At 61.6% G+C, this 19145-nt stretch carries 19 protein-coding genes and 1 pseudogene; 8 read left to right on the plus strand and 12 right to left on the minus strand.

Features of this window, described 5'->3' with window-relative positions:
* A partial coding sequence (locus tag G9X68_RS31680) for a hypothetical protein (protein ID WP_206679920.1) occupies window positions 1-219 on the plus strand: 219 nt, incomplete at its 5' end.
* Here G9X68_RS31680 and G9X68_RS30350 read toward each other — a convergent pair.
* The 6 genes from G9X68_RS30350 to G9X68_RS30375 form a co-directional block, all read right to left on the minus strand.
* Window positions 216-1667: a homospermidine synthase gene (locus G9X68_RS30350; RefSeq protein WP_171605535.1), complete on the minus strand. Its 1452-nt coding sequence runs from the start codon at window positions 1665-1667 to the stop codon at window positions 216-218. The two genes, G9X68_RS31680 and G9X68_RS30350, sit on opposite strands and share 4 nt — an antisense overlap.
* Before the next feature lie 197 nt (window positions 1668-1864).
* Entirely contained in the window at window positions 1865-2230 is a 366-nt protein-coding gene (locus G9X68_RS30355) for a nuclear transport factor 2 family protein (protein ID WP_171605536.1), read from the minus strand.
* Between the two features lie 17 nt (window positions 2231-2247).
* Window positions 2248-2532 carry a YciI family protein gene (locus G9X68_RS30360; protein ID WP_171605537.1) on the minus strand — a complete coding sequence of 95 codons (285 nt, stop codon included), beginning with the start codon at window positions 2530-2532 and terminating at the stop codon, window positions 2248-2250.
* Window positions 2533-2534: 2 nt separating this feature from the next.
* Entirely contained in the window at window positions 2535-3164 is a 630-nt protein-coding gene (locus tag G9X68_RS30365) for an aminotransferase class IV family protein (protein WP_171605538.1), read from the minus strand.
* Window positions 3161-4315 carry an aminodeoxychorismate synthase component I gene (locus tag G9X68_RS30370; protein WP_171605539.1) on the minus strand — a complete coding sequence of 385 codons (1155 nt, stop codon included), beginning with the start codon at window positions 4313-4315 and terminating at the stop codon, window positions 3161-3163. Before G9X68_RS30370 ends, G9X68_RS30365 begins: the two co-directional genes overlap by 4 nt.
* 335 nt (window positions 4316-4650) lie before the next feature.
* On the minus strand, window positions 4651-6504 hold the full coding sequence (locus tag G9X68_RS30375) for a M3 family oligoendopeptidase (RefSeq protein WP_171605540.1): 1854 nt from the start codon (window positions 6502-6504) through the stop codon (window positions 4651-4653).
* 325 nt (window positions 6505-6829) lie between these two features.
* Here G9X68_RS30375 and G9X68_RS30380 point away from each other — a divergent pair, with 325 nt between their 5' ends.
* Together G9X68_RS30380 and G9X68_RS30385 are read left to right on the plus strand one after the other, a co-directional pair.
* Window positions 6830-8371, plus strand: coding sequence for a sigma-54-dependent transcriptional regulator (locus G9X68_RS30380; protein ID WP_171605541.1), 1542 nt, complete (start codon window positions 6830-6832; stop codon window positions 8369-8371).
* A 178-nt stretch (window positions 8372-8549) separates the two neighbouring features.
* The gene (locus G9X68_RS30385) at window positions 8550-10400 is read left to right on the plus strand and encodes a peptidoglycan L,D-endopeptidase MepK (protein ID WP_171605542.1); all 1851 of its coding nucleotides are present in this window, start codon (window positions 8550-8552) and stop codon (window positions 10398-10400) included.
* Window positions 10401-10554: 154 nt separating this feature from the next.
* On the opposite strand, the gene G9X68_RS30390 is transcribed toward G9X68_RS30385, so the two are convergent.
* The 3 genes from G9X68_RS30390 to G9X68_RS30400 form a co-directional block, all read right to left on the minus strand.
* The gene (locus G9X68_RS30390; protein ID WP_008533181.1) at window positions 10555-10818 is read right to left on the minus strand and encodes a DUF2312 domain-containing protein; all 264 of its coding nucleotides are present in this window, start codon (window positions 10816-10818) and stop codon (window positions 10555-10557) included.
* 91 nt (window positions 10819-10909) lie between these two features.
* Window positions 10910-11215 carry a DUF1244 domain-containing protein gene (locus G9X68_RS30395; protein WP_003542852.1) on the minus strand — a complete coding sequence of 102 codons (306 nt, stop codon included), beginning with the start codon at window positions 11213-11215 and terminating at the stop codon, window positions 10910-10912.
* Between the two features lie 31 nt (window positions 11216-11246).
* Complete coding sequence (locus G9X68_RS30400; RefSeq protein ID WP_171605543.1) at window positions 11247-12035, minus strand: N-formylglutamate amidohydrolase; 789 nt, start codon at window positions 12033-12035, stop codon at window positions 11247-11249.
* 201 nt (window positions 12036-12236) lie between these two features.
* Here G9X68_RS30400 and G9X68_RS30405 point away from each other — a divergent pair, with 201 nt between their 5' ends.
* The 3 genes and pseudogenes from G9X68_RS30405 to G9X68_RS30415 all read left to right on the plus strand — a co-directional run bounded on the left by G9X68_RS30405 (window position 12237) and on the right by G9X68_RS30415 (window position 14918).
* Window positions 12237-12722, plus strand: coding sequence for a DUF1036 domain-containing protein (locus G9X68_RS30405; RefSeq protein WP_020051593.1), 486 nt, complete (start codon window positions 12237-12239; stop codon window positions 12720-12722).
* Window positions 12722-14161 (plus strand): pyruvate kinase, encoded by a 1440-nt coding sequence (pyk, locus tag G9X68_RS30410; RefSeq protein ID WP_171605544.1) that lies wholly within the window; start codon window positions 12722-12724, stop codon window positions 14159-14161. The genes G9X68_RS30405 and pyk overlap by 1 nt, the downstream gene beginning before the upstream one ends.
* A gap of 122 nt (window positions 14162-14283) precedes the next feature.
* A pseudogene (locus G9X68_RS30415) lies at window positions 14284-14918 on the plus strand (LysE family translocator).
* 2 nt (window positions 14919-14920) lie between these two features.
* Here G9X68_RS30415 and G9X68_RS30420 read toward each other — a convergent pair.
* Both G9X68_RS30420 and G9X68_RS30425 read right to left on the minus strand, forming a co-directional pair.
* Window positions 14921-15478, minus strand: a complete 558-nt coding sequence (locus G9X68_RS30420; RefSeq protein ID WP_171605545.1) for a DUF4865 family protein — start codon at window positions 15476-15478, stop codon at window positions 14921-14923.
* Window positions 15479-15509: 31 nt separating this feature from the next.
* Window positions 15510-15929: a tautomerase family protein gene (locus G9X68_RS30425; protein WP_171605546.1), complete on the minus strand. Its 420-nt coding sequence runs from the start codon at window positions 15927-15929 to the stop codon at window positions 15510-15512.
* Window positions 15930-16046: 117 nt separating this feature from the next.
* Between G9X68_RS30425 and G9X68_RS30430 the strand changes: the two genes are divergently transcribed.
* Together G9X68_RS30430 and G9X68_RS30435 are read left to right on the plus strand one after the other, a co-directional pair.
* A complete protein-coding gene (locus tag G9X68_RS30430; RefSeq protein WP_171605547.1) occupies window positions 16047-16943 on the plus strand; it encodes a LysR substrate-binding domain-containing protein in 897 nt (298 codons plus the stop codon).
* A 229-nt stretch (window positions 16944-17172) separates the two neighbouring features.
* Window positions 17173-17979, plus strand: coding sequence for a phytanoyl-CoA dioxygenase family protein (locus G9X68_RS30435; protein ID WP_171605548.1), 807 nt, complete (start codon window positions 17173-17175; stop codon window positions 17977-17979).
* Window positions 17980-18120: 141 nt separating this feature from the next.
* On the opposite strand, the gene G9X68_RS30440 is transcribed toward G9X68_RS30435, so the two are convergent.
* A complete protein-coding gene (locus G9X68_RS30440; RefSeq protein WP_171605549.1) occupies window positions 18121-19065 on the minus strand; it encodes a GlxA family transcriptional regulator in 945 nt (314 codons plus the stop codon).
* Window positions 19066-19145: the final 80 nt, after the last annotated feature.

Genomic DNA, 19145 nt, shown 5'->3' on the forward strand with positions numbered 1-19145 from the left:
CATCCGATGCTGGCCTCCACTCCAGCCAGCATCTTGAATCACAAAACAGCCAAAAACGGAATCCCTTCCGATTCAACTAAATCCGGATACGCTCTAGAGCGGTGCAGCTTTTCATGGAAACGCAGAACCGCTCTAAGTTTTTATCACGCAATTCCCGGCAAAAGCGCTTCGCGCCTTGCCTCGGAAAACCGCTGCGCACTTTTCCTGGAATTGCTCTAGCGAACCAGAATGTTCCTGAACTGCCAGGGATCCTTGGTGTCGATATCCTCGGGGAAGAGGCCCGGACGGCCGTCGAGCGGGGTCCAGTCGGTGTAGTGGCCTTCGACCGGGCCGAGATAGGGCATCTGCACTTCGAGGCAGCGCTTGTAATCGATCTCGTCGGCCTCGACGATGCCGGCATTCGGGTTTTCCAGCGCCCAGACCATGCCGGCCAGGACGGCTGATGTGACCTGCAGGCCGGTGGCGTTCTGGTAGGGCGCGATGCGGCGGGTTTCTTCCAGCGACAGGCGCGAGCCATACCAATAGGCATTCTTCTCATGGCCGTAGAGCAGGACGCCGAGTTCGTCGATGCCGTCCTCCAGCTCGTCCTCGTCGAGAACGTGATGGACCGGCTGCGGCGTGCCGCCATTGCCGAACATCTCATGCAGCGAGAGAACGGCGTCGTTGGCCGGATGGTAGGCGTAGTGACAGGTCGGGCGGAAGGTCACTTCGCCGTCCTTGTCGCGGACCGTGAAAAAGTCGGCGATCGAGATCGACTCGTTGTGGGTGACGAGGAAGCCATATTGCGGGCCGGGCGTCGGGCACCAGGTCCGCACGCGGGTGTTGGCGCCCGGCTGCTCCAGGTAGATCGCCGCCTTGTTGCCCTTCTTGTGCTTCTTGGCATTCTTCGGCATCCACTCTTCGTGCGTGCCCCAGCCGAGTTCGGCGGGCTGCATGCCTTCGGAGATGAAGCCTTCGACGGACCAGGTGTTCCAGAAGACGTTGAGCGGCTTCGGATGCTTGGTGCGCTGGGTGTCGCGCTCGGCAATGTGGATGCCCTTGACGCCGACCTTCTTCATGAGCTTTGCCCAGCCTTCGCGGTCGTGCTGGTCCGGTTCCTCGAATTTGAGGCCGATGTCATGGGCGAGGTTGACGAGCGCCTGCTTGACGAACCAGGAGACCATGCCGGGATTGGCGCCGCAGGTGGAGACGGCAGTGGCGCCACCCGGGTTCTTCGCCTTTTCCTTGCGCATGGTTTCGCGCAGCGCATAGTTGGTGCGGTCGGCATTGCTCATGCTCTTGTCGAAATAGAAGCCGAGCCAGGGCTCGACGACCGTGTCGATATAGGGAACGTCGAGTTTGCGGCAGAGCTTGATGATGTCGAGCGAGGAGGTGTCGACCGAAAGGTTGACGCAGAAGCCCTGACCTTCGCCTTCCGTCAGCAGCGGCTTCAGCAGTTCCTTGTAATTGTCCTTGGTGACATATTCCTTGATGTGGCGAACGCCGTGCTTCTTCAGGATCTCCATGTCGGAGGGCTCTTCACGAGGGTCGATGACGACCATCCGGCTCTTGTCGAATTTGAAATGGCGCTCGATCAGGGGCAGGGTGCCGCGGCCGATGGAGCCAAAGCCGATCATCACGATCGGACCGGTAATTTCGGCATATACCGGATAGTTCTGTTCCGTCATTCTTTTCTCCTGTGGAAGGGGACGAAGGCGTTCAGCCCGAAGAATTATTTTGAAATTGCCGCAGAGAGTGCGAGGTGACCGGCTCTAATCATAAAATGGCGTCACAATAAAGAGCGTTGACGGGGAAAGCCCAAATATCGAGCGGCGATAGGGGCCGGCGAAACCGTCCTGGGGATCGGCAGGCCGCATGGATTGGCTTAACCGATGACGGTGCCCTGGTGGAAGAGCATGCGCCAGTGCCCGTCCTCTTCCAGCCGCCAGATGGAACTGCGCAGCGTCCGCCTTTCGCTTCCGTCGGTGTCTGTGTAAATGGCGCGGTAGGTGACGAGCGCGATGTGCTCGGCAAGTCTTTGGGTTTCGAAATGCTCGCCGCGGGACGTTCCCGTCCGTTGCTCGGCCAAGAGACTGGGCACAATGACTTCAAAGGTATAGAGCCGTCCGGAACTGCCGATTTCGCGGAAATCGCGCGAGAGCAGCGCGGTCAGCATGTCCCGCGAGGCGCGAACCGACGGATCGAAGAGTTTTTCTTCGAGCTCTTTCAGATGGGCTGCTAGATCATCCATGATCGGCTCCTGCGAATTCAGCGCTTCAGGATTTCCAGTCCTTCGACCGCCGTCGTCACGGCAAGCTCGGTGATTTCGTATTCGGCGACGCCGTGGATGGTGAAGGGATCGGCGGCGACATAGGCCTCGATTGCGGCGCGATCGCCGATTGCCAGGACAATGCCGCCGGTGCGCGGCACCTTGCGGCCGGAGGCGAGGAACCAGCCCTTGGCGTAGCCCTCCTTCACCCAGGCCATGTGCGGCTCCATGTGCCTGTCGGCTTCGTCGTTGGATTTCACATAGGTGAGGGAGAGAATGAACATGGTCAGCTCCTGACGAGGTTTGCGCGGATCAGACCGCGCAGCGAATTGCCGATATAAAGCGTGCCGGCATCGAGATCGGCAAGCGTGATACGGCCGACGCGGGCCCTGCGGCTGCAGATTAGTTCGGTGCGCAGCACGCCGGCGAGCAGGCCGCAGGAGATGGGAGGGGTGCGCAGAATGCCGGTTCCGTCGTCCAGGAAGATGGAGGTGATGGTGCCCTCGCAGACGTCGCCGTGCTCATTTAAAAGGATGACCTCATCGGCTTCGGCTGCCGTATATTCGCCGCGGGCGCTCTCATAGATAGCGCGGCGCGTAGTCTTGACGCGCAGCAACCTGTCAGAGGAATCGAGGCGGGTCTTGGCGATGCGGACGGTCCAGACCGTATCCTGTCCCAGCGGGACGAAAGCTGCACTCGTCACCTCGATATGGCCTTGCGCGTTGAAAGTCAGGCGGATGCGCCGCGGACCGGCGGCACCTGCAACGGCCGTTTCGAGCTTTGCTTCCGCCTCGATCGGTGGGGGGAAACCAAGGCGGCGGGCGGAGCGGGAAAGCCGGGCGAGATGCAGCCGCAGCCGGATGAAGCCCTCGCCGGGCTGCCAGCGTAGCGTCTCGATCAGCGAAAAATCGATCATCGCGCAATCCATTGGTCGCCGATAGCGAAGCGGGCCTTGAGCAGGCATTCCTCATATTCGGCCTCGGCGGTCGAATCGAAGACGATGCCGCCGCCGACATTGAAGACGGCCCTGCCGCCCTCAAAAAGCGTGATGGTGCGGATGGCGACGGAAAAACGCATGGCACCGGTGGGCGAGATCATGCCGATCGCGCCGCAATACGCGTCGCGCGGGACATCCTCGAGCGCATGGAGGATTTCCATTGCCCGCATCTTCGGCGCGCCGGTGATCGAACCGCAGGGGAAGAGCGCGGAGAAGATGTCGCGGATCGAAAGATCGGGTTGCAGCCTTGCCTGGACATGGCTCACCATCTGGTGGACGGTCGGATAGGTCTCGATGTCGAAGAGCTTCGGGACGTCGAGCGTGCCGACCTCGGTGATGCGGGAGATATCGTTGCGCAGGAGATCGACAATCATGCGGTTTTCCGCCTGCGTCTTGATATCGCGGCGCATGGTCTCGATGATTTCGGCATCCTCGGCGGCGGTAGCGCCGCGTTTCGCCGTGCCCTTCATCGGATGGGTCTCGATCCAGCCCTCTTCATCGGTGCGGAAGAAAAGTTCGGGCGACCGCGAAAGGATGATCGGGCCGCCGAGATCGACCAGCGCGCCGTATTTGACCGGCTGGCGTTCGATCAGCGACCAGAAGGCGGCCCGAGGATCGCCGTTCCAGCGAGCCTCGACCGGCATGGTGAGGTTCGCCTGATAGGCGTCGCCGAGCCGCAGGTGCTGGTGGAGACGGTCGAAGCGCCCTTTATATATAGGGAAATCCCAGGCAGCTTTCGGAGCGGTGAGGAATTCCTCGTTTTCGAGGCGCTGTTTTGGCTTGGCAAGCGGATGCGTATCGGCCTGCGGAGTGTCGAACACGCCGAAACAGATGAGCGGGGTCTCGCGATGTTCCCCGGCGAAGGGAGCAAGTTTTTCCTCGAAGAGGTACCCGGCCTCATAGGCCATGTAGCCGGCAAGCCATTTGCCTGCGGCCTTTGCCTGCTGCATACGGGCAAGGCCCGCAAAGAACTCGGCGCGCGTCCTGGCAACGATGATCTCTGCCGGCTCGGCAAAAAGCATCACCTGTCCTGATGTGTCGTCGCGGAAGAGAATGTAGGGGTCAGACATTGTTCGCGGCATATTGCTTGGTTATCCGACGGTCGCGTCTGCGATGCCGGGCGATGCGAAACTCGTGGTTTTGCTGCGGTAGGCCGAGACCGCAGTGGCACCCACCTCCCTCATTCCTGTGCTCGTCACAGGAATCCAGCCACGGCGCGTCCGCGCCGTGAATGATCTATTTTCGGCAAACAAGGAGTCCCCGGCGCCCAAGGACTTGGGCGCGCTGGATTCCTGTGACGAGCACAGGAATGAGGGAGAGTGGGGTGCCGTCATGGATCCTCATGGACGTTGCAGAATGCGGTTGAGCCTATCGTGGCACTCGCTTTTCTGGTCGTGGCCGAGCCTCAGCCTCTATCCAAAGCCTCCAACTCATCAATCAGCCCTTCGATCATCGACAGGCCCTGGCTCCAGAACGACGGATTAGTGGCGTCGAGGCCGAAAGGCTTCAGCAGGTCCGAGTGATGCTTGGTGCCGCCGGCCCTCAGCAGTTCGAAATACTTCTCCTGGAAGCCCTTCTCGGCCTTCTGGTAGACGGCATAGAGCGAATTCACCAGGCAATCGCCGAAGGCATAGGCATAGACATAGAAGGGCGAGTGAATGAAGTGGGGGATATAGGCCCAGTAGGTCTCGTAGCCCTCGGAAATGTTGATCGCCGGCCCAAGGCTTTCCGACTGGACGGAGAGCCAGAGTTCGCCGATGTCGTCGGCTGTGAGTTCGCCAGCCTTGCGGGCGGTGTGCAGCTTGCGCTCGAATTCGTAGAAGGCGATCTGGCGCACGACCGTGTTGATCATGTCCTCGACCTTCTGGGCAAGCATCGCCTTGCGCTCGCGCGTATCGGTGGTCTTTTGCAGGAGGGCGCGGAAGGTCAGCATTTCGCCGAAGACGGAAGCGGTTTCGGCAAGTGTCAGCGGCGTCTGGCACATCAGTGCCCCCTGCGCACCGGCGAGAACCTGGTGCACGCCGTGCCCGAGTTCATGGGCGAGCGTCATCACATCGCGCGGCTTGCCCATGTAATTGACGAGCACGTAGGGATGGGCCGAGGGAACCGTCGGATGGGCGAAGGCGCCGGGCGCCTTGCCGGCACGGACCGGCGCATCGATCCACTGTTCGTCGAAGAACCGCCTGGCGATATCAGCCATTTCGGGGGAAAAATTGCCATAGGCCGAAAGCACCGTGTCCTTCGCCTCCGGCCAGGAGATGATGGCGCTGGAGGTTTCCGGAAGGGGCGCATTGCGGTCCCAGAAATTCATCTGCTCCATGCCGAGCCATTTCGCCTTCATCTTGTAATAGCGATGCGAAAGGCGGGGATAGGCTTCGCGGACGGCTGCGGCCAGCGCATCGACGACCTCGCGCTCGACGCGATTTGCCAGGTGTCGGCTGTCGGCGATGTCCTCGAAGCCGCGCCAGCGGTCGGCGATCTCCTTGTCCTTGGCAAGTGTATTGGTGATCAGCGTGAAGGTGCGGATATTCGTCTTGAAGGTTTCGGCAAGCGCCATGGCTGCCTTGCGGCGCACTTCCGGATCCTTTTCCTGCAGCTTGTTCAGCGCCACTTCGAGCGGCACTTTTTCGCCATCGATATCGTAGCGAAGTTCCGCCATGGTTTCGTCGAAGAGGCGGTTGAAGGCTGCGGCCGATGTCATCGATTTCTCGAGGAAGAGCTGTTCCAGTCTGTCGTCGAGCTGGTAGGGCTTGTCCTTCCTGAGGTCGAGCAGCCATGGGCGATAATGTCCGGCGGCGGGATCATTCGCCATGCAGGCGTCGATCACCGCGTCGTCGATGCGGTTCAGTTCCAGCGCGAAGAATAGGAGATGGCCGGAGAATTCGGTGATCTTGGCCTGTACGTCGCCGTAGAGCTTGCCGTTTGCCGGGTTGATGGTGTCGGAGAAATAGGTGAGGCCGGCGAAGGAGCCGAGACGGCCGATGATGTCATCCAGCGCCTCATATTCCTTCAGCGCCGCGCCGATGCCCTCAGCGCCAGTCTTCGTCGCTGCCTCAGTGAGTGTGCCCTTCCACTTTTCTTCAAAGGCGATCGCGGCCTTGCCGGCCTTTTCCATGTCGGCGACGAAGGCGGTGGAGGTGGCGGAGGGATAAAGATCCTGCAGCTTCCAGACCGGCAGATCGCCGAGCGCCGCATCGGCGGCCCCGGCTGGCGCTGCCGCCGATAGAAGAAGGCCGGCGTGCGGGAGCTTGTTTTTCATGAGCGCAATTCCTCTCCACTTTTATAACAGGTCTGCCGTAACAGGTCAGCTTGTCTACCGCATCGGCCCGAAAATCGGAATCGATTTTCGGAAAGCACGATGCGTCGATTGAAAGTGTTACAGCGTCCTTTGCGCGTCTGAAAAGACGCGCGGCGCTGTAAGCGTGCTAACGCCCCGCATCAAGGGGTTTTCGGCTCATGAAAGGCCTCGCTTCGGCACGAAAACGACCCGTTGCAATCGTTAAAATGCAATTGTTTCTCAAAACTGGATGTTCAAGCCTTGCTGTCAGAGTGCGGTTCATGGTTTCGCATGAAGTGAGGCGACAATGACCGGTTACAATGAGCTCAAGGGAGCAGGGCAAATCCTCGTGGTCGAGGACGACCCCGTGCAGCGCCGCCTGCTCAAGAACGCAATCGAGCGTCACGGCCATGTCGTGCACCAGGCGGAAAATGGCCGCATCGGCCTGGAAATGGTCAAACGCGACAGCGGCCTTTTCAACGTCATCGTGCTCGACTTGATGATGCCGGAGATGACCGGCCTCGAATTCCTCGATGCGCTTCATGAATTCGGCACACAGATCCCCGTCATCGTGCAGACGGGGCAGGGCGGCATCGAGACGGTGGTGCAGGCGATGCGCGCCGGCGCCTTCGATTTCGTCGTCAAGCCGGTCTCGCCCGAACGCATCGCCACTTCGATCTCGAACGCGATGAAGCTCGACCAGCGCGAGGTGAAGGCGCGGGCCGGACGCCGGTCGCGCTCAGGCTCGGTCGGCTTCGACGACATCGTCTCGGCAAGCCCGGCGATGCTCCGCGTCATCGATCTCGCCCAGCGGGCGGCTCAGTCCAACATTCCCGTCGTGCTCGAAGGCGAATCCGGCGTCGGCAAGGAACTGGTGGCGCGCGCCATCCAGTCCGGCGGCGACCGCTCGAACAAGCCCTTCGTCACGGTCAATTGCGGGGCGATCCCGCATAATCTGGTCGAGAGCATTCTCTTCGGTCACGAGAAGGGTGCGTTTACCGGCGCGACCGAGCGTCATATCGGCAAATTCATGGAAGCTGACGGCGGCACAATCTTCCTCGACGAGATTGGCGATCTGCCGCTCGACGTGCAGGTGAAGCTCCTGCGTGCCGTGCAGCAGGGCGAGATCGAGACAGTCGGTGCGCGCACCGCGCACAAGGTCAATGTCCGGCTGATCTCTGCGACCAACAAGGATCTGATCGAGGAGGTCAAGAACGGCCATTTCCGCGAGGATCTCTACTATCGCCTCAACGTCTTCCCGATCACCATTCCGGCGCTGCGCAAACGCAAGGAAGACATTCCGCATCTGGTGCGCGTCTTTGCCGACCGCTTCTCCAGCGAGCAGAAGAACGGCCGCCGCATGACGGTGAATGCCGGCACGCTGGCTTTGCTGACCGCCTATGACTGGCCGGGCAATATCCGCCAGCTCGAAAACGCGATCTTCCGTGCGGTCGTGCTGGCCGAAGGACCGGAGCTGACCGAGGCGGATTTCCCGCAGATTGCCGCCCAGCTTCCGGAATATGAAGTGATAGATCACCTGGCGCTCGTTGCCGACAATACCGGCCTCGATCCCGACGATGGCTATGGCGAGGACTTCAGGGCGTCGATGGGTGAGGTGCACCACCGCCTGTCCGAGACCTCGGAAAATGCGATCGCCAGCGTCAATCCTGCCGGAGACGTGCGCAAGCTTGCCGATGTCGAGGAGGAACTCATCCGATTCGCGCTCAAATTCTATCGCGGGCAGATGAGTCAAGTAGCACGCAAGCTCGGCATCGGCCGATCCACACTTTATCGCAAGCTCAAGGACTACGGCATAGACCCTGACAATCCCCAGAAAGATGCGGCTTAAGCGCTTTTCATTAAGATTAAGGCAACCACGTTTTGTTACTAGTCATAAACCACTTGTTAGTGGCGCGTTCACTATGTAAAGAAAAGGTTGATCATGTGTGGCATTTTTGCCATCGTGTGACCGCATTTGACAGTCATCTGAGACAGTACGGGACATTGTCTGTCTGACGGGGATCGAGTTGCCGAATCTGAATGGGAATTCCAAGCCTTCGCGCTTGAGCTGGCGTTTGTTGTGCGCCGACATTTGCGGAAAGGCAATGAGGACGGTAGCGGCCGCCCTTATTGCGCTCGCGGTTTCCTCACCGGTATTCGTTGGTACGCCTTCGCAGGCAGCGGGCGACACCCGCAGCCTCAAGCTCTATTTCATTCATACCGGCGAAAAAGCCGTCATCACCTACAAGCGTAACGGCAAGTTCGACCCCAAGGGTCTGGAGCAGCTGAACCGCTTTCTGCGCGACTGGCGCAAGAACCAGCCGACGAAGATGGACCCGCGCCTGTTCGACCTGATCTGGGAAGTCTATCGCCAGAGCGGTTCGAGGGATTACATCAACGTCGTCTGCGGTTTCCGTTCGCCGGGAACCAACGAGATGCTGCGCGGCCGCTCGCGCAAGTCCGGTGTCGCCGAAAAGAGCCAGCATATGCTCGGCAAGGCGATGGACTTCTTCATTCCCGACGTCAAGCTGGCGACGTTGCGCGCCATCGGCATGAAAATGCAGGTCGGCGGCGTCGGCTTCTATCCGAAATCGGGCTCTCCCTTCGTGCATATGGATGTCGGCGGCGTTCGCGCCTGGCCGCGCATGAGCCGCGACGAACTGGTTCGGCTCTTCCCGAACGGCAATACCATCCATATTCCGGCCGACGGTAAGCCGCTGCCGGGCTACCAGCAGGCAATGGCCGAGTATAAGCGCCGCGGCAGCGGCCCGCAGATCCAGATCGCCAGCGCTTCCGAATCGGCGGCGCCGAAGCATAAGACGCTGTTTGCCGCGCTCTTTGGCGGCGGAGCGGACGAGCAGGAAGACGAGTCGGACGATTCCACGCCTGTTGCCGTCGCCAAGGCGACGCCGCCGAAGGCCGAGCCCGCTCCTGCCGAGCCGCAGCAGACCGAAGTCGCCGACCTGAACGCGCCGGTACCGCAGGTTCGCCCGGCATTCAGCAACCAGCCGACGGGCAGCGAAGTGGCGAGCGCGCTCGTCGCGCCGCCTTCGGGTAATGCCGCACAGCAGGCTCTTGCGGCGGCCCTTCCGGCCGATCAGGCCCAGCCGCAGCAGTTCGCCGATCTCAGCGCCTACAGCATTCCGGTTCCCTCGCTTCTCGGCCAGCGCCGGGCGCCTGGCGACGCCGAGGTGGCATTGGCCGATCCCATGCTGACGGGCGCGAATGCGCTGCCGGTTCCCACGCCGATCGAACGTCCCGCCGTTGCAGAGAACCTTCTTGCCGCGGCCGATGCCGATCCGGAAGCAGAGGCCGACGAAGCCGATCAGGACGCGCTGTCTCCTGCCCTTGCCGATGCGCTCGACCAGCAGCGGAACGAGGATGCGGAAAGCCAGATCGCGTCGAAGGCGCCGCCGCAGACGGTTGAGCAGGCGATCAACGCCGCGATGACGCAAAAGGCGCCTGCCGCAAAGCCGCCGCTCGAACTCGCCGCCTTGGCGCCGATGACCAAATCGGCAAGCTTTGGCGACGGCTTCGACGAACCGGCTGTCGAAAGCGCCGTGGCGCAGGGGCTTCCTGCCAAGGGTGGTCGCCCGACGCATAAGGAAGCCGCGGCAGCGGATGCCAGCCGCACGACGGTGCGCACCGAGCCGAAGCTGACGGAAAAGATGATCTCGCAGTGGGCGCTCACCAATGCCCGCCTGGAAATGGCTTCCAAGCAGGTCAAGGCGCCGCGGTTCGTCAGCCAGACGATGCGCGCCCAGCCGACCGCCGTCTATGCCGAAGGCTTCAACGTCAAGACCGCTTCGGTCGACCCGGCCCGTTTCAGCGGCACGGCTGTGAACTTCATGGAAGTGCGCAAGTTCAACACGAACTGAGCCTGCCGATTACGGAATGTCGAAACCGCCGGAGCGATCCGGCGGTATTTCTTTTTGCTGTTTCGATGGAGCGAGATGGCCGTTCCGCCTTGCGCGCAAAAGAAAAGCCGCCGAAAGGCCCGGCGGCTTGTCGATATCGGCGATGTGGGGCGGATCAGCCTTCCGGCGGCGCCTCGATCATGCCGAGCGCGTGCAGGTAAGTGTCGAGGATTGCTTCCTCTTCCATGCGCTCCTGCTCGTCTTTCTTGCGCAGCGCCACGACTTTCTTCAGGATCTTGGTATCGAAGCCCATTCCCTTGGCTTCGCCATAGACGTCCTTGATGTCGTCGGCGATGGTCTTCTTTTCTTCTTCCAGCCGTTCAATGCGCTCGATGAAAGCGCGAAGCTGATCGCGGGCGACGCCATGAGCATCAGACATCGTGTTCTCCTGATTTTTCGGTGATCAATTTTGGATGCCAGTGACTGCCGCGAAGCGGCGTCACGGTCAAGCCTGTTCGCGGCCACCCGAGCTATTTGTGTGGGTTGTTCAGTTCAAAAGCAGCCTTTTGCACAGGCGAGGCCTCGTTCTGGTGAAGATTCTTCCAGTCCTCATAGGACATGCCATAGACCATTTCGCGCGATTCGTCCCTGGTAACCGGGACACCTTCGGCCTCGGCGGCTTCGCGATACCAGTTCGACAGGCAGTTGCGGCAGAAGCCGGCCAGATTCATCAGATCAATGTTCTGAACGTCGCTGCGTTCGCGAAGATGTGCGACGAGGCGGCGGAAGGCGGCAGCTTCGAATTCGGTCTGTTGTTCCTTGCTGAGCGCGGTCATCTCGCTTCCTTTCGTTAAATCGGGCCTTCGTTCAGTAGGGGCCGGTGCGCGACAAATGAACGTCGTATCCGTGCAAGGCGGGGTCGGCATTCATCGCCGCAAAGATCGGCGCCAGGCGTTCGGCCCATGCCGATATGCCGGTCTCGTCTGCGATCAAGTCCTGCCGCACTTCGAGCAGCGCATGCGGGATGCCTGTGATCATGCAATGGCGGTACATGGTATCGCCCTTCAGTGCGCCGTCATAGGGTTCGTTGTCGCCGACGGCGAGATCGGGGTCGGCGCGCAGCATGTCGAGCAGCGGGCCGACGGCGCGATGGTCGCTATCCCAAAGCACAGCGGCGTGCCAGGGACGGGGAATGCCTTTCCAGGCCGGCGTGAAGGAGTGCAGCGACAGCACCAGCGGCGCCCTGCCGGTGGCATTCGCCACGCTGTCGATCGTTGCGGCGACAGCGTCGTGATAGGGGCGATGGAAGGTTTCGATGCGGTAGTCCCATTCCTCCGGTGTGATCGGATGATTGCCTGATATGACGGCGCCGTCGGAGATCTTCATGATCAGCGTCGGATCGTCTTCGCCGCGATTCGGATCGATCAGCAGACGCGAAAAGCCGCCGAGCACGGCAGGAACGCCGAGCTTCGCCGAAAGCTGCCGCGTCAGGCCCTCGATGCCGATGTCATAGGCGATGTGGCGGGCGAAGGCCGCGTCGGGCAGTCCGAGCCGGCCATATCGCGCGGGAAGGCGGTTCATCGCGTGATCCGCGAGGATCACCATGCCTTTGTCATGTTTGCCGGATAGGATTTCGAAGGATTGGAAGTCGTCCATCAGGAATTGCCGTTCGTCATTGCGCCGTCGGGCGCAGTGATCGCATGCACCTGCGGCGGGTTCAAGCGTGGCAGGCGGGGAGAGGTTGAGCCGGACCCTCGACAGGTGGATTATGAAAGGAAATATAATCGATTAGCATTGCGTTGACTTTCGCTTGACGGCGGCGCAAGAAGACACGGATACGAATAACCGTGGAGCTATTTGGGAGCCGTGTTGATCCAAGCCGCGCCAAGTTTCCTCACGCGGTCCGGACCCCTGGTCCGTCTCGCTTTGTTCGCTCTTGCAGCCGCCATGCCGTTTTTCATCGCAGATGCCGCACGCGCCGATTTTCGCGTCTGCAACGGAACACAGAATCTCGTCGGCGTCGCGATCGGATACCGGGCCAAGGATGGCTGGGTGACGGAGGGCTGGTGGCAGGTGCCGGCAACGACCTGCGCCACGTTGATCGAGGGAGAATTGCAGTCGCGTTATTATTATCTCTACGCAGAGGACGCCGCCCGGGGAGGACGATGGACGGGTGACGTGCAGATGTGCGTGGCGGAAAACGAATTCAAGATCGCGGGTGTGCAGGATTGTTATGCCCGCGGTTACCAGAAGATGGGATTCAAGGAATATGATACGGGCCGCCAGGGTAGCTGGATGGTTCAGCTCTCCGACACCCCAGGGACGCAAGAAAGCCAGAATTGATGAAGCGTAATCGCAAAGTTAAAATCCTCGCCACCCTCGGGCCAGCCTCCTCCGAGGAATCGATGATCGAGAAGCTGCACCAGGCCGGTGCCGATGTCTTCCGCATCAATATGAGCCATGCGAGCCACGACCTGATGCGTACGCTTATTCAGCGCATTCGCTCGGTCGAGGCCCGCTCCGGCCGGCCGATCGGCATTCTCGCCGACCTGCAGGGACCGAAACTGCGTGTCGGCAAGTTCGTCGACAGCAAGGTAGATCTGAAACCCGGCCAGACCTTCACGCTTGACAACAACGAAGCGCTCGGCGATCAGAACCGCGTCTATCTGCCGCACCCCGAGATCCTGGAGTCGGTGCAGCCCGGCCACCGTCTGCTGATCGATGACGGCAAGCTCGCCCTGCGCGCAGAAAAATGCGACGGCAAGAGCATCGTCACCACCGTTATTTCGGGCACGCGCATCTCCGACCGCAAGGGCGTCAGCCTTCCCGACACGCTGCTCGGCGTCGGCGCGCTGACGGACAAGGACCGCGCCGATCTTGACGCCGTGCTTGCCACCGACGATGTCGACTGGGTGGCGCTTTCCTTCGTCCAGCGTCCCGACGACCTTGCCGAAGTGCGCAAGATCGCCCGCGGCCGCGTCGGCCTGATGTCGAAGATCGAAAAGCCGCAGGCTCTCGAGCGCATCGAGGAAATCATCGAGCTTTCCGACGCATTGATGGTCGCCCGCGGCGATCTCGGCGTCGAAATGCCGCTCGAATCGGTTCCCGGCATCCAGAAGCAGCTGATCCGCGCCTGCCGCCGTTCGGGCAAGCCGGTGGTCGTTGCCACCCAGATGCTGGAATCGATGATCTCAGCGCCGGTGCCGACACGTGCCGAAGTTTCCGACGTCGCGACCGCCGTCTTCGAAGGCGCGGATGCCGTCATGCTCTCGGCCGAATCGGCCTCGGGCGACTATCCCGTCGAAGCCGTCTCGACGATGGCGTCGATTGCCACCGCCATCGAGCGCGAGCCGCATTACCCCGGCATCATCTATGCCCAGCGTGCCCAGCCGGAAGCGACCGGCGCCGATGCGATCTCGCTTGCCGCCCGCCAGATCGCCGAAACGCTGAAGCTGTCGGCGATCGTCTGTTACACCTCGTCGGGCACGACAGGCCTTCGTGCCTCGCGCGAGCGTCCGCAGGTGCCGATCCTGGCGCTGTCGCCGATCATCAAGACGGCGCGCCGTCTTGCCGTCGTCTGGGGCCTGCATTGCGTCGTCACCCATGACGCGACCGACCTCGACGACATGGTCAACCGCGCCTGCCGCATCGTCGCGGACGAAGGCTTCGGCAAGCCGGGCGATCGCATCATCATCTCGGCCGGTGTGCCGCTCGGCACGCCCGGCGCCACCAACATGATCCGCATTGCCTATATCGGCTCCGACGGCCAGAGCGGCGTCTGATCCAATCGCATGGATTCTAGAGCCCGCTGCCTGAAACGGCGCGGGCTTTTTCGTTTATGGGCCGGCATTGCCAAAGGCGGCGGCGCATGCAAATTTCGATGTCCTGGGTTCGGAGGAGCATCATGGATATCGTCACGCTTCTGGCTTTTGCGGCCGTTTCCTTCGTTGGCATCGCGACGCCGGGGCCAACGGTGCTGCTGGCGCTGACCAACGGCTCTCGGCACGGTCTGCGCCGGGCCGTTGCCGGCATGATCGGCGCGGTGCTGTCCGATTTCGTGCTGATCGGCGCCGTCGCGATCGGGCTTGGTGCGCTGCTGGCGGCATCGGAATTCTGGTTCTCGATGCTGAAATGGGCAGGCGCCGCCTATCTCGCTTTTCTCGGCATCATGCTGCTGCGTTCGAAGGGCACGATCGATGCGGCGTTGAAGTCCGGAGCGCCTGCGAGTGCGACATCGCCCCTCTCGATCGGACTGAAGAGTTTTATGGTCGCGGCGACCAATCCGAAGGGCTACCTGTTCTTCTCGGCCTTCCTGCCCCAATTCATCGTCCGACCATGCCGCAGGCGATGCAATATATGCTGCTCGCCCTTGTCTTCGCCGCGCTCGATTTCCTCATCATGTTCGGCTACGCCTTCTTCGGCTCGCAGGCGGTGCGTTTCCTGAAAACCTCGGGTGCCATGTGGCTGGAGCGGGCCTGCGGTGGCGCGCTGCTGGCGCTTGCCGGCTCGCTCGCATTCTATCGCCGGGCGACCGTCTGAGTTCAGGGTCGAGCCAGGGATAGATGACCGACGCGATAGGCTTGCGTGTGCTCACCGATCTCGGGAATCTCCCGCCAGAGCCTGAAGCGCACCCGCGTCCAGGTCGTCGGTTCGAAGCCGGAGACGGAGGCGAGTGCGGCGCCTGTCGCAACGGCGGCTGTGGCCTCTGCGCTTTCGGTGCGGCGGATATCGGCAAGCGGCGCGTAACGCTCCGTTTGCAGAATATCGCGTGTGGCGAACCGGGCTGAGGCGATATCAGGCGAGATTTCTGCCTGCCAGACGATCCACGTTCTCACCTGTGGCCAGCCGAAGGCGCTGGTGAGAGCCTCGAAACCTGGGCTGCACAGAAAGTCGCTTGCTCCTTCCGGCCTCCGCCAGAGATAGAAGGGCGCATAGAGATTGTCGTGGCTGCCGAACTCCCCCTTGCGGGCGCTGAGATAGGCCTTGAAGCCGAGATCGGGAGAGCCGTCGAGCATCGGCCCCTTGTCGCGGATGCGGCGATCGATGATCGACATGTCGTAATCGGCGGGCAGGGTGAAGCTGTACTGCATGGTGATCATGACCGTGCCTCCACGGGTTGCCGCCATTTCCTCATTGCCCACCTCCAGCCACACGAAGCCGCCAGTCTGGGTCGGTCATCTGGGCAATGCCGTCGCCGAAGGACCAGTCTTCCGGTGCGCTGGTGCTGATGACGATCATCACATCCTCAGGCCGGAGGCCCAGCGATTGCGCCAGGAGATCGGCGAGCCGCCGATAGAGCGCAGCCTTCATCTCGCCGGTGCGAGGCCTGCCGATCGTGATCGAGATATAGACGAAATCGTCGGAGCGCGGGCCGGCGAGATAGCTGCGGTCGAAGATCAATTCGTTCTCGTCATGCTGGTGGATGGTCTGGAAGCGGTCGTTTTCGGGCACGTCGAAGGTCTCGACCAAGGCGCGCTGAATGTTGTCGGCCAGTGCCATGAGGTAGTCCGGCGACTTGCCTTTGCGAAGGGAAATGCGAACGAAGGGCATCGGAATCTCCATGGTTCAGGCCGTCGGTCGGCCTTGACAGCAGAACCATCGCACGGCACGATGATGCTGAAAATCAGAATTTTATGGATTATTGATCCTTAAAAACGGGATTTTGTAATGCGACGGACGAACTTCGATCTCGACGTGCTTCGAACCTTTTCGACCGGTATGGAGCTTGGCAATTTCGCCAAGGCGGCCGAGCGGCTCGGGCGTTCGACCTCGGCAGTGAGTGCGCAGCTGAAGAAGCTGGAGGAACAGGCCGGCACGCCGATCTTCCGCAAGGCAGGGCGCGGGCTGGCGCTGACCGATGCCGGCGAGACGATGCTCGGTTATGCCAGGCGACTGCTGGAGCTCAACGACGAGGCGGCTGCGGCCGTCAACAGCGTCGAGCTGGAAGGTTGGGTGCGGCTCGGCCTGCAGGAGGATTTCGGCGAGACCTTGCTGCCGGAGGTGCTTGGCCGCTTCGCGCGTGCCCATCCGAAGGTCCGCATCGAAGCGCGGGTGGTGCGTAATGCCGAGTTGCTCGAGCGTGTCACATCAGGCAAGCTCGATCTGGCGCTTGCCTGGAGCGACGGCACGCTGACGGCGCATTGCGAGCGGATCGGCGAAGTGCCGATGCGCTGGATCGGACCTTCCGAGGGGCAGCCGGGCTGGCAAGCCGCAAGCGGCGAGCCGATGCCGCTCGCTTCGCTGGAGGCGCCGTGCCTGCTGCGCAGCGCGGCGACCAAGGCACTTGATGAGGCGGGCATTTCCTGGCGGCTCGCCTTCGTCAGTCCCAGTCTCGGCGGTCTCTGGGCCGCGGCGGCGGCGGGCCTCGGCCTCACCATCCGCACGCCGATCGGCCTGCCGGCGAAGGTCCGGCCGCTCGCGCCGGAGACAATCGGCTTGCCGGATTTGCCGAAGCTCGGTTTGGTTCTACATCGGGCGGAAGCCGAACCGCAACCGGCTGCGGCCCGCCTTGCCGAGCTCGTGCTTCAGTCGGTGCATGGCGCGTTGCGCGAGGTGTTGGCTTGACATCTCCGCATTGACCCCTCGGGCGCAAGCCTGTAGCCTCGAACCGCTATGAAGACGTTCACCCTCAATATCGCTTCGGTCTTCTTCTTGAGCCTCTAAGGCTCTGCCTTCGGGCATCAGAAGATGCGGCCGCTGACCAGCCGTCGTGGCTGGCGCGTTGCCGTGGATGTAACCACCCTGCATCTGGCCAAGGAAAGGGCCGGCAGGTTTGGCGATAGAGAGATATGTCATGACATCAAATGTTTACCCGCCGGCACTGAGTGCTGCGCAGATCGAGCGATTCATCGAGGATGGTTTCGTCAGGATCGACGATGCTTTTTCCCGCGAATTGGCCAAGGAAGCTCGTGCCATCATGTGGCGCGATATTCCCTTCGATGCGGATGATCCAAGGACGTGGACGCAGCCAGTGGTGCGGCTTGCCGGTTATGGCGGCGGACCTTTCGAGAAAGCCGTCAACACGCCGGTATTGCATTCGGCCTTCGATCAGCTCGTCGGCACCGGGCGCTGGGAGCCGCGCAGTGGGCTTGGCAGTTTCCCGGTCCGCTTTCCCCATCCCGATGATCCCGGCGATGCCGGTTGGCATGTCGATCTGAGCTTTCCCGGCGAGGGTTCCGATCCGGACGAGCGGCGGGATTTTTCTGCCTGGCGGGTGAACATCACCTCGCGCGGGCGGGCGCTCCTCATGCTCTTCCTGTTTTCGGATGTCGGAGAGGAGGATGCGCCGACCCGTATCCGCGTCGGTTCTCACAAGGATATTGCTCGTCTTCTAGCGCCGGCGGGGGAAGCGGGGATGGCGCATCTCTGGCTGGAGCATGTGGGAGAAGACCGTCCGCTGGCGTTAGCGACGGGCCTGGCGGGCACGGTCTATCTGTGCCATCCGTTCCTCATCCATGCAGCGCAGATGCATCGCGGCAAGGAGCCGCGTTTCATGGCGCAGCCCGGCCTTGCACCCGCCGAACCTCTTCGGCTTGAACGGAAGGACGGCGCCTATTCGCCGATCGAGACCGCGATCCGCCGGGCGCTTCAGGAGCAGTAGTCGGGACATGATGCATCCGGCCGCCGACAGCGCCGCGCGTCGTTTCAGACGCGCTAAGGACGCTGTAGCGCTTTGAATTGCTGCATAATTTTATCCTTAAATCGAATCCGATTTAAGGAATTAGGCAGCAGGCCGGGTGCATCAGATCTGCTGTTCCTGCACGGCGGCGCGTCGAATTGCCTGGGGCGGCTGGCCAAAGGCGCGAAGGAAGGCGCGGCGCATGCGCTCGCGATCGGCAAAGCCGGTTTCGCGGGCAACGATATCGATCGGGTGGCGGCCCTGCTCCATCATCAGACGGGCCGCTTCCAGCCGCAGATTCTCGACGGCCTTGGCCGGCGATTGTCCGGTTTCGGCGCGGAAAGCGCGGCTGAACTGGCGGGGGCTGAGATGAGCGGCTTCCGCCAACTCCTCGACTGAAAGCGCCGATTTCAGATTGCTGCGGGCGTGAGCGAGCGCCTTCTGGATGCGGTCCGATTTAGGCTCCAGTTCCAGCAGGGCGGAAAATTGTGACTGGCCACCAGCGCGGCGATGATAGACGACGAGCTTGCGGGAAACGGCGCGCGCTACCTCGAAACCATGATCCTTCTCGACCATCGCCAAAGCCAGATCGAGGCCGGCCGTCATGCCGGCCGAGGTCCAGATGGAACCATCGATAATGAAGATCCGGTCCTCTTCCATCTTTATCTTGGGATAGCGGCTTTGCAGTTCGCGGGAGACATACCAGTGCGTCGTCGCGCGGCGGCCATCGAGGATGCCGGCTTCAGCGAGAAAGAAGGCACCGGTGCAGATCGAGGCCAGACGACGCGCGGCCGGCAGGGCTGCGCGGATGAAGTCGGCTTCTGCGGCATTCGGCAGCCTGATACCGGGCGCTCCTGCCACGATCAGCGTGTCGAGCTCTGGGTCGCCAAAGGCTTCCGTCTTCATCATCATGCCAAGCGAGTTGGCAATCAGCCCGCCATTTTCGGAGAGGTAGCGGATCTCGTAAACCTTTTCCTCAAGCTCGAGATTGGCGAACTCGAAGGCGGAGACGGCCGCCAGGCTCATGATCTGGAAGCCGGGATAGAGCAGAAAGCCGATTTGCTGCATGATCATCACCTTCGAAAAAGAGGATGTCCTGAAAAGTGGTATATATGACATTCAGGACGCACGCAATCGAGCGTAAGACT

This window comes from Rhizobium changzhiense (genome assembly GCF_013087625.1).
GTDB classification, from domain to species: Bacteria; Pseudomonadota; Alphaproteobacteria; order Rhizobiales; family Rhizobiaceae; genus Rhizobium; species Rhizobium sophorae.